12 protein-coding genes are annotated in these 13,907 nt (G+C 62.6%); 6 read left to right on the top strand and 6 right to left on the bottom strand.

What is annotated here, in order from left to right:
- The first annotated feature begins 152 nt into the window (after positions 1–152).
- Positions 153–860: a hypothetical protein gene (locus tag ACJ8HH_RS22045; RefSeq protein ID WP_033635780.1), complete on the top strand. Its 708-nt coding sequence runs from the start codon at positions 153–155 to the stop codon at positions 858–860.
- A 32-nt stretch (positions 861–892) separates the two neighbouring features.
- On the opposite strand, the gene ACJ8HH_RS22040 is transcribed toward ACJ8HH_RS22045, so the two are convergent.
- Together ACJ8HH_RS22040 and ACJ8HH_RS22035 are read right to left on the bottom strand one after the other, a co-directional pair.
- The gene (locus ACJ8HH_RS22040) at positions 893–1,540 is read right to left on the bottom strand and encodes a DsbA family protein (protein ID WP_033649493.1); all 648 of its coding nucleotides are present in this window, start codon (positions 1,538–1,540) and stop codon (positions 893–895) included.
- Positions 1,541–1,608: 68 nt separating this feature from the next.
- Positions 1,609–2,493, bottom strand: coding sequence for an MBL fold metallo-hydrolase (locus ACJ8HH_RS22035; protein ID WP_033635778.1), 885 nt, complete (start codon positions 2,491–2,493; stop codon positions 1,609–1,611).
- A 108-nt stretch (positions 2,494–2,601) separates the two neighbouring features.
- On the opposite strand from ACJ8HH_RS22035, the gene ACJ8HH_RS22030 reads away from it, so the two are divergent.
- Complete coding sequence (locus tag ACJ8HH_RS22030; RefSeq protein ID WP_015378928.1) at positions 2,602–3,510, top strand: LysR family transcriptional regulator; 909 nt, start codon at positions 2,602–2,604, stop codon at positions 3,508–3,510.
- A gap of 27 nt (positions 3,511–3,537) precedes the next feature.
- Here the strand turns inward: ACJ8HH_RS22030 and ACJ8HH_RS22025 are convergent, their stop codons facing one another.
- Positions 3,538–4,461, bottom strand: a complete 924-nt coding sequence (locus tag ACJ8HH_RS22025; protein WP_033649494.1) for a LysR family transcriptional regulator — start codon at positions 4,459–4,461, stop codon at positions 3,538–3,540.
- A 133-nt stretch (positions 4,462–4,594) separates the two neighbouring features.
- Between ACJ8HH_RS22025 and lysA the strand changes: the two genes are divergently transcribed.
- Positions 4,595–5,857 (top strand): diaminopimelate decarboxylase, encoded by a 1,263-nt coding sequence (gene lysA, locus ACJ8HH_RS22020; protein ID WP_033649495.1) that lies wholly within the window; start codon positions 4,595–4,597, stop codon positions 5,855–5,857.
- 27 nt (positions 5,858–5,884) lie between these two features.
- On the opposite strand, the gene ACJ8HH_RS22015 is transcribed toward lysA, so the two are convergent.
- The 3 genes from ACJ8HH_RS22015 to galR form a co-directional block, all read right to left on the bottom strand.
- Entirely contained in the window at positions 5,885–6,187 is a 303-nt protein-coding gene (locus ACJ8HH_RS22015) for a helix-turn-helix domain-containing protein (protein WP_004931828.1), read from the bottom strand.
- 5 nt (positions 6,188–6,192) lie between these two features.
- Positions 6,193–6,537 carry a type II toxin-antitoxin system RelE/ParE family toxin gene (locus ACJ8HH_RS22010; protein WP_033635775.1) on the bottom strand — a complete coding sequence of 115 codons (345 nt, stop codon included), beginning with the start codon at positions 6,535–6,537 and terminating at the stop codon, positions 6,193–6,195.
- 159 nt (positions 6,538–6,696) lie between these two features.
- Complete coding sequence (gene galR / locus ACJ8HH_RS22005) at positions 6,697–7,716, bottom strand: HTH-type transcriptional regulator GalR (protein WP_033649496.1); 1,020 nt, start codon at positions 7,714–7,716, stop codon at positions 6,697–6,699.
- A gap of 220 nt (positions 7,717–7,936) precedes the next feature.
- Between galR and ACJ8HH_RS22000 the strand changes: the two genes are divergently transcribed.
- The 3 genes from ACJ8HH_RS22000 to lplT all read left to right on the top strand — a co-directional run bounded on the left by ACJ8HH_RS22000 (position 7,937) and on the right by lplT (position 13,881).
- Positions 7,937–10,195, top strand: a complete 2,259-nt coding sequence (locus tag ACJ8HH_RS22000; protein WP_033649497.1) for a molybdopterin guanine dinucleotide-containing S/N-oxide reductase — start codon at positions 7,937–7,939, stop codon at positions 10,193–10,195.
- A gap of 348 nt (positions 10,196–10,543) precedes the next feature.
- Positions 10,544–12,700 carry a bifunctional acyl-ACP--phospholipid O-acyltransferase/long-chain-fatty-acid--ACP ligase gene (aas, locus tag ACJ8HH_RS21995; RefSeq protein ID WP_033635771.1) on the top strand — a complete coding sequence of 719 codons (2,157 nt, stop codon included), beginning with the start codon at positions 10,544–10,546 and terminating at the stop codon, positions 12,698–12,700.
- Positions 12,697–13,881 carry a lysophospholipid transporter LplT gene (gene lplT / locus ACJ8HH_RS21990; protein ID WP_033635770.1) on the top strand — a complete coding sequence of 395 codons (1,185 nt, stop codon included), beginning with the start codon at positions 12,697–12,699 and terminating at the stop codon, positions 13,879–13,881. The genes aas and lplT overlap by 4 nt, the downstream gene beginning before the upstream one ends.
- The last annotated feature ends 26 nt before the right edge of the window (positions 13,882–13,907 follow it).

The raw sequence follows: 13,907 nt of genomic DNA, 5'->3' as shown, positions 1-13,907 counted from the left end.
AACAAACCGCGACTGTAAGCAGTTTTAACTCCGCTAACCGTTTGAAATAAGGCGGCTGAATCGACAGCGGCACGCCGACGGGCGCAATTGCGGCATACACTCCACCGCCGGGCGGTTATACTGGCGCCGAATTTTTGCAGAAAGGATAAACGATGAAGGCTTGGTTTCCCCTGTTGCTGACCTGCGGCGTCTTCGCCGGCGCCCGGGCCTGGGCGCACATTGACGAGCCGGACATCGCCGCCGACTGCCAAAAGGTGGCGAGCTACGCCGAACTGGGAAAAAAGGCCTATCAGCGGCAGGATTACGCCAAAGCTGCCGACATCTTTCGCGATCAGGCGGCCTGGAGCGAGTTTTGCGGCCTGAGCGAGCAGGCCATCGCCACGGCCTACAACAACGTGGCGCTGTCGCTGATGCGCGCCGGGGAATTGCTCAAGGCACAGGCCTACCTGGCGCTGGCGCCGCACGATGACAAATCGCAGCACAACATGAGCCTGTTGCGCCAACGCCTGGCGCAGCGGCCGCAGCCGCAGGGGCCGGGCGGCGTGTATTGGCAATACGCCGGGCGTGGCGTGTGGAGCGAAGTGGCGGTGAAGCCGCAGGGCGAGCGCTGGCTGATCGATTTTTCCGGCTACGCCATGCCGCAGATGGGGCTGTATTACGGGCCGAACATGGGTGACTTCACCGCCGAGCTGCCAATCGAGCACGGCAAAGCGGTCTACCATCAGCATGACTCGGAAAGCGCGCAGGTCTGCGACGTCACGCTGGAATTTGGCGAGCAAGCGCTGGAGATGCACACGCGGGGGGATTGCGGGTTCGGTCACAACGTGCGCGCGGAAGGGCGGTTCGTGCGGGTCGAATGACCCGCCCCGGCAGCCGGGGCGGGAAAGGTAGGTTACGCCAGCGCGGCGGCGCCCAGCAGGTTTTTCCAGGCTTCCACGTTACCCAGATAGTTGCCGGCCGGCAGCAGATGCAGACGGCCTTCGCTGTCCTGCAGCGCAAAGGTCGGGAAGCCCTGGCCTTGCACTTTGGCCAGCAGCGCCCGGCTTTCCGCGATGTGCTGCGCGGTTGGTGCGCCGGTGTTGAAACGCATTTCGGCGATAAACGCCGCCGAAGGCAACCCCAGCTCTTTCGCCAACGCTTCCAGCACCGGCGTATCGGCGATGCGCCGGCCTTCTTGATAGTGCGCCTGCTGAATGCGGTGCAGCATGTCCAGCCCGCGGCCCGCCAGCTTTTCCGCCGCCAGGATAGCGGTGATCGGCGGCTCGGAATCCATCACTGCCGTGGTGTCGCGCAGCAGGCCGTTGAAATAGGCTTCGCCAAAAGGCTGGCCCGTCATCTCGGCGATGCGTTTGTCGTGCGGAATGACGTAGTTGCGCCATTCGTCGGTAATCTGACGGCGGTTGTTGCCGGTCATCATGCCGCCGGCGTGCGGCACAACCTTCAGCCCAGGGAGGCTCTGAGCCGCTTTCACCAGCGGCGCGGCGCCGTAGCACCAGCCGCACAGCGGATCGAAAATGTAATGCAGAGTGGTTTCGGTCATCTTTACTCCTCGCCTGGCGCGCGGCAGCTCACCGCGGCGCCAGGGCTGGTTCAATCACGCACGGGCGCTTATTGCGGCCACTTCATCTCGCCTTTCAGCACTTTCGCGCTCAGTTCCAGGCTCGACTCGTCTTTCAGCGTCGGGTAGTGCTTTTTCATCGCCTCAATCAGCGCGGCGGAATCCTTGGCCTTCGGCAGCTCGGCTTCCAGCGTGGTCAGGTATTTCTGGGTAAAGTGCACCGATGCCAGCGTTTGCGCTGCGCCCGGCAGGAAGTGGCCCGGCACCACGACCTGCGGCTTCAGCGCTTCGATGTTTTTCAGCGTCTGCTGCCAGTGCTGGCGCGATTCCACGCTCTGGTTGTCGGCGATCCACGGGTGGATGTTGTCACCGGCGACGGCGACACCGCCAACGACCGCCTTCAGCGCCGGGATCCACACGAAGGTGCGATCGGGGGTCGGGCCATTCAGGCCTTTCACTTCCACTTTCTGGCCGTCGATGGTGAAGCTGTCGCCCTGCAGCGGCTGCGGCACGATCACGGTTTTCGGCGCGTTGTCTTTCAGGATCGGGCCCCAATAGGCGACTTTACCGTCTTTGGTAGCGTTGATGTCCTTGATAGTGCCTGGCGAAGCGATGATTTTCGCCTCCGGGAAGGCCGCTTTAATCACGTCCAGACCGAAATAGAAATCCGGGTCTGAGTGGCTGATGTAAACGGTGGTCAGTTTCTTGCCGGTCGCTTTGATCTTTTTAACCAGCGCTTCGGCGTCGTTACGCTGGAACTGAGCGTCGATCAGCGCCACTTCGTGTTTGCCGCTGATGATTTCGGAAGACACCGGGAACACGCTTTTCTCGCCCGGGTTATACACTTCCATGGTCAGGGTGTCGGCCGCGGTGGCGTAGGTGCTGAGGGTGGCGACGCCGGTGAAGGCCAGAGTTAACAGTGATTTCTTAAACATGGGCAGAGGTCCTTAGGTATCGGTTAATGTTGTAATGATGTTAGGTTGCATAAAGCGATAGAAAAACCGGATAATAAGCAATTATTCGTTGCATAAATCGGACTAATTATGGATCGCATTACCGCCGCTGAGGTTTTTGTCACCATCGTCGATCGCGGCAGCATGATCGCCGCCGCGGAAACGCTGGAGATGTCGCGCGCGATGGTGACGCGCTACCTGGCGCAGATGGAGCAATGGGCCGGGGCGCGTTTACTGCACCGCACTACCCGTAAGCTTAGTCTGACCGACGCCGGGGAGCGCACTCTGGAACGCTGCCGGCAAATGCTGGCGCTGGCGGGGGAGATCGACCTGGTGGAGGAAGGGCAGAGCGACGAGTTGCGCGGCCTGCTGCGCATCACCTGTTCGCAATCGCTCGGGCAAACGGCGCTGGTGGGGGCGGTCGCTCAGTATCTGAAGCGTCACCCGCAGGTGGCGGTCGATCTGCAGATGAACAACCGGGCGGTGAACCTGGTGGAAGAGCGCATCGATCTGGCGCTGCGCATCACCAACGAGCTGGATCCCAACCTGATCGCCCGCCCGCTGTCCACCTGCGCATCGGTGGTGTGCGCCGCGCCGGCATATCTGGCGGCGCACGGCACCCCGCGTCAACCGCAGGATCTGGCGTTGCACAACTGCCTGACCTACTCCTATTTCGGCAAAAGCCTGTGGCACTTCGATGCTCAGGGCGTGAAATCGGCGGTGGCGGTCAGCGGCAACCTGAGTGCCAACGAGTCGGTGGTGCTGATGGCCGGCACGGTGCAGGGGGCGGGCATTTCCATGCAGCCCTATTATTCGGCGGCGCCGCTGCTGGCCAGCGGCGAACTGGTCGAACTGTTGCCGGATTACCGGCCGCAGTCGATGGGCATCTACGGCATCTATACCTCACGCCGCCAGATGCCCGCCACCTTGCGCACCATGCTGGACTTTTTGGTGGAGTGGTTCGCCACCGATCCGCAGTGGCAGGCGACGCTGCGCTGATGCTTCGGCAATATTCCCACGCCGCTTTCAGCGCCTGACGGCGGCGGCCAGCCGGGCGACAAAGGTGGCGGCCTGCTGATGAAGGTGGTCGATAAAGGCCGTCACCAGCGCCGACGAGGGGCGGTGTAGCGGCCGAATAAGGCTGACGGTGAACGGCACGTCGATGCTGAACGGCCGCACGTGCACGCCGTTGCCGGCATAGTCGAGCGCCGTCAGCGGGTTGACGATCGACACCCCCACGCCGGCCCTCACCATGGCGCATACCGATGCCGCGCTGTGCGTTTCCATCACCATGCGGCGCTCGACGCCCTGTTCGCCGAACAAAGCATCCAGCAGGTGGCGATAGCTGTCGGTGCTCGACAGGCTGATAAAGTTCTGCCCGGCGAAGTCCTGCGGCGTCAGCCGATCTTTCAGCAGCAGCGGGTGGCCCGTCGGCAGCACGCACACTTCGTTCAACGTCATCAGCGTCACTCGCTCGGTGCCCGCCGGCGTCAGGGTGGTTTCCGTCAGCCCGAGATCGTGGCGCTGGGCCGACAACCACTCTTCCAGCAGCGGCGACTCTTGCGGGATAACGCTAAAGCTGACTTCCGGGTAACGTTCGATAAAGGGCCGGCACACCGCCGGCAGCAGCGATTGGGAAAATACCGGCAGGCACACGATCGACAGCTGCGCCTGCTGAAACTGGCGGATGCCGGCGGCGGCGTTGACGATGCGATCGAGGCCGTAATAGGAGCGCTGCACCTCTTCGAACAGCCGCAATCCCTGCACGGTAGGGGACAAGCGCCCGCGCACCCGATCGAACAGCTGCAGCCGAATCAGCTTTTCAAAACGCGCCAGCTCACGGCTGACGGTCGGTTGCGAGGTCTGCAGCAGGGCCGCCGCCTCGGTCAGGTTGCCGGTGGTCATCACCGCCCGAAAGATTTCGATCTGCCGCAAAGAGATGCTGTGCATGGCGAGGCCGCTCGATTAAGGGGAAACCCATATCATAAATGAATAGACTACGGCTAAATAGATATTTTCCACCCGATTCAGCGTGCGGCACTATGGCGTTATCTGCCGTCATTTTCGAATTGGGAATATCGCCATGCCACGCCCGTTGCACGACACCTCCACTGCGTTGAACGCCGCTAACCTGTTGGCCTTGCCGCAGCGTTTCGGCTGCCCGGTTTGGGCCTATGATGCGGACATCATCAGCCAGCGCATCGCTCAGCTGCGCCATTTCGACACTATCCGTTTCGCACAGAAGGCCTGTTCGAACATTCATATTTTGCGCTTGATGCGCGAGCAGGGCGTGAAGGTGGATTCGGTGTCGCTGGGCGAGATCGAGCGGGCGCTGCAGGCCGGTTTTCAGCCGGGCGGCGAACCGAGCGAAATCGTGTTTACCGCGGACGTGTTGGATCACGCCACGCTGGCGCGCGTCAGCGAATTGAAGATCCCGGTCAACGCCGGTTCCATCGACATGCTGGATCAGCTCGGCCAGGTTTCCGCAGGGCACCCGGTGTGGCTGCGCATTAACCCGGGGTTTGGCCACGGCCATAGCCAGAAAACCAACACCGGCGGCGAGAATAGCAAGCACGGTATCTGGTATGCCGACCTGCCGCAGGCGGTGGAGAAAATTCGCCGCTACGGCCTGAAGCTTGTCGGCGTGCACATGCACATCGGTTCCGGCGTCGATTACCAGCATCTGGAGCGCGTCTGCGATGCGATGGTGCAGCAGGTGATCGATCTCGGTCATGATATCAGCGCCATTTCCGCCGGCGGTGGCCTGTCTATCCCGTACCAGTACGGCGAAGAGGCGATCGATACCGAACACTATTTCGGGTTGTGGAACCGGGCGCGTGAACGCATCGCCGCGCATCTGGGGCATCCGGTGCAGTTGGAGATCGAACCGGGGCGTTTCCTGATGGCGGAAGCGGGCGTCTTGGTGGCCGAGGTGCGGGCGGTAAAAGACATGGGCAGCCGCCACTTCGTGCTGGTGGACGCCGGTTTTAACGATCTGATGCGCCCGGCAATGTACGGCAGCTATCACCATATTTCGCTGTTGCCGGCCGATGGGCGCGACACCTCGCGGCAAGCGCTGCGCGAGACGGTAATTGCCGGGCCGCTGTGCGAATCCGGCGACGTGTTCACCCAGCAGGCGGGCGGCGGCGTGGAAACCCGCGAACTGCCGCCGGTGCAGATCGGCGATTATCTGGTGTTCCACGACACCGGCGCCTACGGCGCATCGATGTCCTCCAACTACAACAGCCGCCCGCTGTTGCCCGAAGTGCTGTTCGAAAACGGCGAACCGCGGCTGATCCGCCGCCGCCAGACCATCGAAGAGCTGATCGCGCTGGAGCTTATCTGATAAGCGGGCGGGCGCCTTGCGCTCGCTTCACAGCGTCATGCGGCGGTGTTGGCCATTGGGCAATTGCACATCCAGCGACAGCGTGCCGCCCATGGCCTCGATATAGCGTTTGAGCGACGACAGCTTTATTTCGCTGCCGCGCTTTTCCAAATTGGCGACGGAGGGTTGGCTGATGCCGAGCCGCTTCGCCAATTCAACCTGAGAGACCGCCAGCTCTTCCCTCAGCATCGCCAGCCGCAGCTCGAAAATTTCCTGATCCGCTTTTTGCCTGGCGGCGGCAACGACGGCGGGATCGAGTTTATCGATCAGTTGGGATAAAGGTTTGGCCATCTGCACTACCTCCGGGTTGCCAGATAATGTGAAAACTCCATGGCGGCGATGGGCAACATGCGCTGGTAAAAGCGTTTGTCGCCGGTTTTATCGCCACCGCACAGCAATACCGCTTGCCGCTGTGGGTCAAAGGCGAAAAACACCCTGAAAGGGCGCCCGCGATGTTGAACGCGCAGCTCCTTCAACTGCCGGACCGCGTCGGAAAAATACAGCGTATCGGCATGCGGCCGCGTCAACTGCGGGCCGAACGTCTGCAATTTGAAGATCGCCGCCAGGATGCTTGTTTGCTGGGCGTTGTTCAGCGCTAAAAACCAGTCGTCGAACCGTTCGACGGTCACCACTTGCCACATGATGCGCTCCGAACATAGCGTTTATGCTATATAGTGTAAAGGTTATTGTGCCAACAATATGCACGAACGCTGGGAGCGGAAAAAATCCAAAAGCGGGAAATGCGGCGGGCTGCGCAATCTGAGCGCATGGGTGATGGCTCACCCATGCGGCGGCGCGAATTACGGCTGTTCGTGCGCGTTGTTGAGGGTGGCGACCGAGTGGCGGCGCACCAGCGTCGGGCTGAACATGTTGGTGATTTCCGGCAGCGGTTGACGATTGGCCAAGGCCAGGGCCAGTTCCGCCGCCTGGGTCGCCATCGCCACGATCGGGTAGCGAACGGTGGTCAGGCGCGGCCGCAGGTAGCGCGAAATCAGTACGTCGTCGAAACCGATCAGCGAAATTTGCCCCGGTACGTCGACGCTGTTGTCGCTCAGCACCGAAAGCGCGCCGGCGGCCATCGGATCGTTGTAGCAGGTAACGGCGGAGAAAGAGCGGCCGCGGCCGAGCAATTCGGTCATCGCCTGTTCGCCGCCGATCTCGTCCGGTTCGCCGTAGGCGATCAGCTTTTCATCCACCGCAATGCCGTGCTCCTGCAGAGCGTCGAGATAGCCTTGCAGGCGATCGGTGGCGTCGGAAATCTGGTGGGTGGAGCAGATGATGGCGATGCGCTGATGCCCTTGCTGGATCAGATGACGGGTCGCCAGCCAGGCGCCGTAGCGATCGTCGAGCGCCACGCAGCGCGTTTCAAAACCCGGCAGCGTGCGGTTGATCAGCACCATGCCCGGGATCTGCTGCATCCAGCCGCCAAGTTCCCGATCGCTCAGACTTTTGGCGTGCACCACCAGCGCCTCGCAGCGATGTCGCACCAGCTGTTCAATCGCCTGGCGCTCTTTTTCGGCGTCGTGGTAACCGTTGCCAATCAGCAGAAAATTGTGGGTGGCGTAGGCCACCTGCTCGACCGCTTTGACCATCGCCCCGAAGAAGGGGTCGGAAACGTCGGAGACGATCAGGCCCAGCGTTTCGGTGGACTGCTGCGCCAGCGCCCGTGCGTTGGCATTGGGGTGATACTGCAGCTGTTCCATGGCGGCCAGCACCGCGGTGCGCGACCCTTCGCTGGCCTTGGGGGAATTGTTTATCACGCGGGATACCGTGGCCACGGAAACACCCGCCAGCCTGGCAACATCCTTTATCGTAGCCATATCAGTCAACACATCCTGGGTAATCGCTTACATCCCCCAGTTTTGCGGAAAAAAACCGGGGCTGCAAGCGGTGTTGTGCGCAACTTGTGGCGGCCGTTGCAGAATCTTTTCGCGGCTGCGCGCATAACCGTCGGCCGCCGAACGATAGCGCAATTTGTACGTTGGCACTGGCGACGGGCTGAGGTAACGTCTGTGCATTCCGATTTGCGCCGAGAACGCCATGTCCATTAAACGCTATCCGCAGCTCGCCCATTGGGGCGCCTATACCGCCGTGGTTGAAGACGGCCGGCTTATCCGCTGTGAACCCTTCGCCGACGATCCCGACCCTTCGCCGTTGCTCGATTCCATCGTACCGATGGTTTACTCCGACAAACGTATCCGCAAGCCGGCGGTGCGCCGCTCGTGGCTGCAAAAGCGCGAGGGCAGTGACCGCACGCTGCGCGGCAGGGAAGATTTCGTCGAAGTGGACTGGGAACTGGCGCTCGATTTGGTGGCGCAGGAGAATCGCCGGGTGCGCGATCGCTACGGCGCCTCCGGGCTGTTTACCGGCTCTTATGGCTGGTCGTCGGCCGGGCGCTTGCATCATGCGCGCTCGCTGGTGCGACGGTTCTATTTCAGCGGCGGCGGCGGGGTCGATCAGCAGGGCAACTACAGCTGGGGCGCGGCGCAGTTTTTCCTGCCGTATGTGATCGGCACTTTCTCGCCGTTGACCGGGCGCGTCACCAGTTGGCCAAGCGTGGTGGAGCATTGCGAGCTGTTTGTGGCGTTTGGCGGGCTGGCGCTGAAAAATGCCCAGGTCTCTTCCGGCGGCGCGGCGGAGCATGCGCTCAAACCCTGGCTGCAAAAGCTGGCGCACAAGGGCACGCCGGTTGTCAACATCAGCCCGATGCGCGACGACTGCCCCGGGTTCGTCAACGCGGAGTGGATCCCGATCCGGCCGAATACCGACGTGGCGCTGATGCTGGCGCTGGCTTACGAAATTCAGCGGCTGGGCGCGCAGGACGAAGCCTTCCTGCGCAGCCACTGCGTGGGCTATCAACAGTTGGCGGATTACCTGAACGGCGTGAGCGACGGCGTGGCGAAAACGCCGGCCTGGGCCAGCGCCATTACCGGCATTCCGGCGGCGCGCATCGCACTGCTGGCGCGGCAGCTGATCGGCGTGCGCAGTTTTATCACCTGTTCCTACTCCGTACAGCGCGCGCACCGCGGCGAGCAACCCTATTGGATGATGATCGCGCTGTCGTCGATGTTGGGCCAGGTGGGCCTGCCGGGCGGCGGCTTCTCGTTCGGCCACGGCTCGATGAACGGCGTCGGCAACCCGCGCGTGGACACCCCCGCGCCGACCATGCCGGTAGGGGAAAACCCGGCCGGGCTGGCGATCCCGGTGGCGCGCATCTGCGACATGCTGCTGCACCCCGGCGAAACCTATCAATTTTGCGGCGAGACGCGGCAGTACCCGGATATCCACCTGGTGCACTGGGCCGGCGGCAACCCGTTCCATCACCATCAGCAGCTGAACCGGCTGGTGGAAGGCTGGCAGAAGCCGGATACGGTGATCGTACAAGATATCTGGTGGACGGCGGCGGCCAAAATGGCGGATATCGTGTTGCCGGTCACCAGTTCGCTGGAGCGCAACGACATCGGCGGCTCCTCGCGCGATCGCTACGTGCTGGCGATGCATCAGGCGATTGCGCCGCAGCATCAGGCGCGCAACGATTTCGATATCTTCGCCGATCTGGCGGAGCGCCTGGGCTATCGCGAGCGCTTTACCGAAAACCGCGGCGAGCGGGCCTGGATCGAAGATATCTATCGGCAATGCGGTGCGGCGCAGCGGCGCGCCGGCGTCGCCTGGCCCGAGTTTGAGGATTTTTGGCGCCGGGGCTATGTCGAACTGCCCGCGCCGGCCAAGGAGTTCGTGTTTTTTGACGCGTTTCGCGCCGATCCGCAGGCTAACCCGCTTCAGACGCCCAGCGGCAAGATCGAACTGTTCAGCGAGCGGCTCGCCGGTTATCGCTACGAGGATTTCGCTCCGCATCCGCAGTGGCGGCCGCCGGTCGAGTGGCTGGGGGCGCCGCAGGCCAAAACCTGGCCGCTGCATCTGATCTCCATTCAACCGAGCGATCGTCTGCACAGCCAGATGGATCCGGCGCCGCTGGCGCAGGGCAATAAGACCGCCGGGCGCGAAACCCTGTATATGCATCCGGAGGACGCGGCGCAGCGCGGCGTGGCGGACGGCGCCGAAGTGCTGGTCAGCAATGCGCGCGGCAGCTGTCTGGCGGGGGCCTCCCTCACCGACGGCGTGACGCGCGGCGTGGTGCTGATGGCGACCGGCGCCTGGTTCGAGCCGGGTTACGACGCGCAGCGCCGGCCGGTCGAGCAGGCGGGCAACCCGAACGTGCTGACGCTGGATATCGGCACCTCGCCGCTGACGCAGGGGCCGAACGCCATGAGTTGCCTGGTGGAGGTCAGCGCGCGATGAGTGAAGGTTTCACGTCGGGATAACCGGCTCGCCGTCGCGGCTGTATTTATTTTTTCGCCGCTGCGGGAAGGTTTAAGTTTCATTGAGTTATTACAGCAGATCGCGGGAAATTTACAGCTGGTTGCATTTGGAGCAGAACTCTTGCGATTCGCCGGTAGTTTCCTGCACGCCATCTCTCTAGAGTAGGTGATCCCAGAGGTATTGATTGGTGAGAAATCAGCATACTCTGTATGTTGAAGCCATTTTCAATTGCACCAACCTACGCGGATGCGTAGGTTTTTTTTTGCCTGCCATATAGTATTCTTTTTCCTACAACGATTTACGCCTCCATGGCCAAGGGAGAAGGGCATGATCTTTTCACTGCTGCGCGCGCTGTTTCGCCTGCTGTTTCGGGTACGGGTCGAAGGGGACGTTCAGCACTTCGAGCGGCAAAAACTGCTGATTACGCCGAACCACGTCTCTTTCCTCGACGGCGTGCTGCTGGCGCTGTTCCTGCCGATTAAACCGGTGTTTGCGGTTTACGCCAGCATCGGCGAAAGCTGGTTTATGCGCTGGCTGCGGCCCTACATTGATTTCGTCTCGCTCGATCCCACCAAGCCGATGGCCATCAAGCAACTGGTGCGCATGGTCGAGCAGGGGCGGCCGATCGTGGTGTTCCCTGAAGGGCGCATCACCGTGACCGGCGCGCTGATGAAAATCTACGACGGCGCGGCGTTTATCGCTGCCAAATCGGGCGCCACCGTGGTGCCGGTGCGGATCGACGGCCCCGAGTTCAGCCCGTTCGGCCGCATGGCCGGGGTGTTCAAGATCCGCTGGTTCCCGCAAATCAGCATCCGCATCTTGCCACCGACCACGCTGCCGATGCCGGAAGCGCCGCGCGCGCGTGAACGCCGGGCGCTGGCGGGCGATCGGCTGATGCAGATCATGATGCGGGCGCGAATGGATACGCGCGAACCGCAGACGCTGTTCCATGCCTTGCTGGCGGCGCAGCACCGCTACGGGCGCCGCAAGCCCTGTATCGAAGACATCGCTTTCAAAGAAGACAGTTACCAGACGCTGATCAAGAAATCGCTGGGCGTCAGCCGCATTCTGCAGCGCTTTACCGCCGAAGGGGAACACGTCGGGCTGCTGTTGCCGAACGCCACCATCACCGCGGCGGCGATCTTCGGCGCTTCGCTGCGTAACCGCATTCCGGCGATGCTCAACTACACCGCCGGCGCCAACGGCCTGAACAGCGCGATGCTCGCCGCCGGCATCAAGACCATCGTCACCTCGCGCCAGTTTCTGGAGAAGGGCAAGCTGACCCACCTGCCGGAGCAGGTGACGCAGGCCAACTGGGTGTATCTGGAAGATCTGAAAGACACCGTTACGCTGGCGGACAAGCTGTGGATTTTGCGGCACTTGCTGCAGCCGCAGCGCGCGGCGTTGCCGCAACGCCCGGAGGACGCGGCGCTGATCCTGTTCACTTCCGGTTCCGAAGGCCACCCCAAGGGCGTGGTGCATTCGCATGCCAGCCTGCTGGCTAACGTAGAACAAATTCGCACCATCGCCGACTTCACGCCGCGCGACCGTTTCATGTCGTCGCTGCCGCTGTTCCACTCGTTCGGCCTGACGGTGGGGCTGCTTACGCCGCTGATCACCGGCAGCCGCATTTTCCTCTACCCCAGCCCGCTGCACTATCGCGTGGTGCCGGAGCTGGTGTATGACCGCAACTGCACGGTGCTGTTCGGCACGGCGACCTTCCTCAACAACTATGCGCGCTTCGCGCATCCGTATGATTTCGCCCGCCTGCGCTACGTGGTGGCCGGCGCGGAGAAACTGGCGGACAGCACCAAACAAATCTACCAGGACAAATACGGCATCCGCATTCTGGAAGGCTATGGCGTGACCGAATGTGCGCCGGTGGTGTCCATTAACGTGCCGTTGGCGACCAAGGTGGGCACCGTCGGCCGCATCATGCCGCAGATGGAGGCGCGCCTGATTGCGGTGCCGGGCATCGATAACGGCGGGCGCCTGCAGCTGAAGGGGCCGAACATCATGAAAGGCTATCTGCGGGTTGAGCGCCCCGGCGAGCTGGAACCGCCGGCGGCGGAAGATGCGAACGGCGTGCTGCAGCCGGGCTGGTACGACACCGGCGATATCGTCAGCCTGGATGAGCAGGGCTATTGCACCATTCGCGGCCGCGTGAAACGCTTCGCCAAGCTGGCGGGCGAGATGGTGTCGCTGGAGAGCGTCGAATTGCTGGCGCAACGGCTGTCGCCGGAAAAAATGCATGCCGCCACGGCCAAAGGCGACAGTAGCAAAGGCGAGGCGCTGGTGCTGTTCACCACCGATCCCGCCATCACTCGTGAAGCATTGCTGCGGGTGGCGCGTGAGCTGGGCAGCCCGGAGCTGGCGGTGCCGCGCGATATTCGCCTGTTGAAAACGCTGCCGGTGCTCGGCAGCGGCAAACCCGATTTCGTCACCCTGCGTCATATGGCCGAACAGCCGGAGAGTGCCCGATGAATCCTTCGACCGAGTCCCCTTTGCTGTCACGCGGCATGATCGCCGTCATCAGCGCGCAGTTCCTCTCGGCGTTCGGCGACAATGCGTTGCTGTTCGCCACGCTGGCGTTGATCAAGCAGCAGCTGTATCCGGACTGGAGCCAGCCAATCCTGCAGATGGCCTTCGTCGCTACCTACATCATCCTGGCGCCGTTTGTCGGCCAGGTGGCCGACAGCTTTGCCAAAGGGCGGGTGATGATGTTCGCCAACGCCTTAAAATTGGCGGGGGCGTTGGTGATCTGTTTTGGGGGAAACCCGTTCCTCGGCTACAGCCTGGTCGGGGTGGGAGCCGCCGCGTATTCGCCGGCCAAATACGGCATTCTGGGCGAGATCACCAGCGGCGAGAAGCTGGTCAAGGCTAACGGCCTGATGGAGGCCTCGACCATCGCCGCCATTCTGACCGGTTCGGTGGCCGGCGGCATTCTGGCGGACTGGCATGTGGTGGCGGCGCTGGCGGTCTGCGCCTTGGTTTACGCGGGGGCGGTGGTCGCCAACCTGTATATTCCGCGCCTGGCGGCGGCGCGCCCGGGAGCTTCCTGGCGCCCGCGGGCCATGACGAACAGCTTCTTTACCGCCTGCGTCACGTTATGGCGCGATGGGCAGACGCGTTTTTCCTTGATCGGCACCAGCCTGTTCTGGGGGGCCGGCGTGACGCTGCGTTTTCTGCTGGTGCTGTGGGTGCCGGTGGCGCTCGGCATCGCCGATAACGCCACGCCGACGCTGCTGAACGCCATGGTAGCCGTCGGTATCGTGGTGGGAGCCGGCGCCGCCGCGCGCTTTGTCACGCTGAAGACGGTGAAGCGCTGCATGCCGGCCGGGATCCTGATCGGCGTTGCGGTCGCGGTATTCGCGCTGCAAACCACCATGCTCAATGCCTATGTCTTGTTGGCGATCATCGGCATGCTGGGAGGCTTCTTCGTGGTGCCGCTCAATGCGTTGCTGCAGGAGCGGGGCAAGCATTCGGTCGGTGCCGGCAATGCGATCGCGGTGCAAAACCTGGGTGAAAACGCCGCCATGTTGCTGATGCTGGCGCTGTATTCGCTGGTGGTGAAGCTGGGCGTGCCGGTGGTGGGCGTCGGCGTAGGGTTTGGCGTGGTGTTTGCGCTGGCGATTAGCGCGCTATGGTGGTCGCAGCGGCGGTGAAACGGGGCGCAGCCAGGCTGCGCCCT

Origin of the sequence: Serratia sp. CY32780 (assembly GCF_052169135.1) — a bacterium.
Lineage (GTDB): Bacteria > Pseudomonadota > Gammaproteobacteria > Enterobacterales > Enterobacteriaceae > Serratia > Serratia sarumanii.
Note: the sequence above shows the minus strand (reverse complement) of the source record. Positions and strands in the feature narration are given on the sequence as shown.

Bases quoted from the DNA above. Each gene is read 5' to 3' on its own strand.
- ACJ8HH_RS22030 (WP_015378928.1), top strand. From the start codon at position 2,602: ATGGATCGCATTACCGCCGCTGAGGTTTTTGTCACCATCGTCGATCGC.
- lplT (WP_033635770.1), top strand. From the start codon at position 12,697: ATGAATCCTTCGACCGAGTCCCCTTTGCTGTCACGCGGCATGATCGCC.
- galR (WP_033649496.1), bottom strand. From the start codon at position 7,716: ATGGCTACGATAAAGGATGTTGCCAGGCTGGCGGGTGTTTCCGTGGCC.
- ACJ8HH_RS22040 (WP_033649493.1), bottom strand. From the start codon at position 1,540: ATGACCGAAACCACTCTGCATTACATTTTCGATCCGCTGTGCGGCTGG.
- ACJ8HH_RS22045 (WP_033635780.1), top strand. From the start codon at position 153: ATGAAGGCTTGGTTTCCCCTGTTGCTGACCTGCGGCGTCTTCGCCGGC.
- lysA (WP_033649495.1), top strand. From the start codon at position 4,595: ATGCCACGCCCGTTGCACGACACCTCCACTGCGTTGAACGCCGCTAAC.
- ACJ8HH_RS22010 (WP_033635775.1), bottom strand. From the start codon at position 6,537: ATGTGGCAAGTGGTGACCGTCGAACGGTTCGACGACTGGTTTTTAGCG.
- ACJ8HH_RS22000 (WP_033649497.1), top strand. From the start codon at position 7,937: ATGTCCATTAAACGCTATCCGCAGCTCGCCCATTGGGGCGCCTATACC.
- aas (WP_033635771.1), top strand. From the start codon at position 10,544: ATGATCTTTTCACTGCTGCGCGCGCTGTTTCGCCTGCTGTTTCGGGTA.
- ACJ8HH_RS22015 (WP_004931828.1), bottom strand. From the start codon at position 6,187: ATGGCCAAACCTTTATCCCAACTGATCGATAAACTCGATCCCGCCGTC.
- ACJ8HH_RS22025 (WP_033649494.1), bottom strand. From the start codon at position 4,461: ATGCACAGCATCTCTTTGCGGCAGATCGAAATCTTTCGGGCGGTGATG.
- ACJ8HH_RS22035 (WP_033635778.1), bottom strand. From the start codon at position 2,493: ATGTTTAAGAAATCACTGTTAACTCTGGCCTTCACCGGCGTCGCCACC.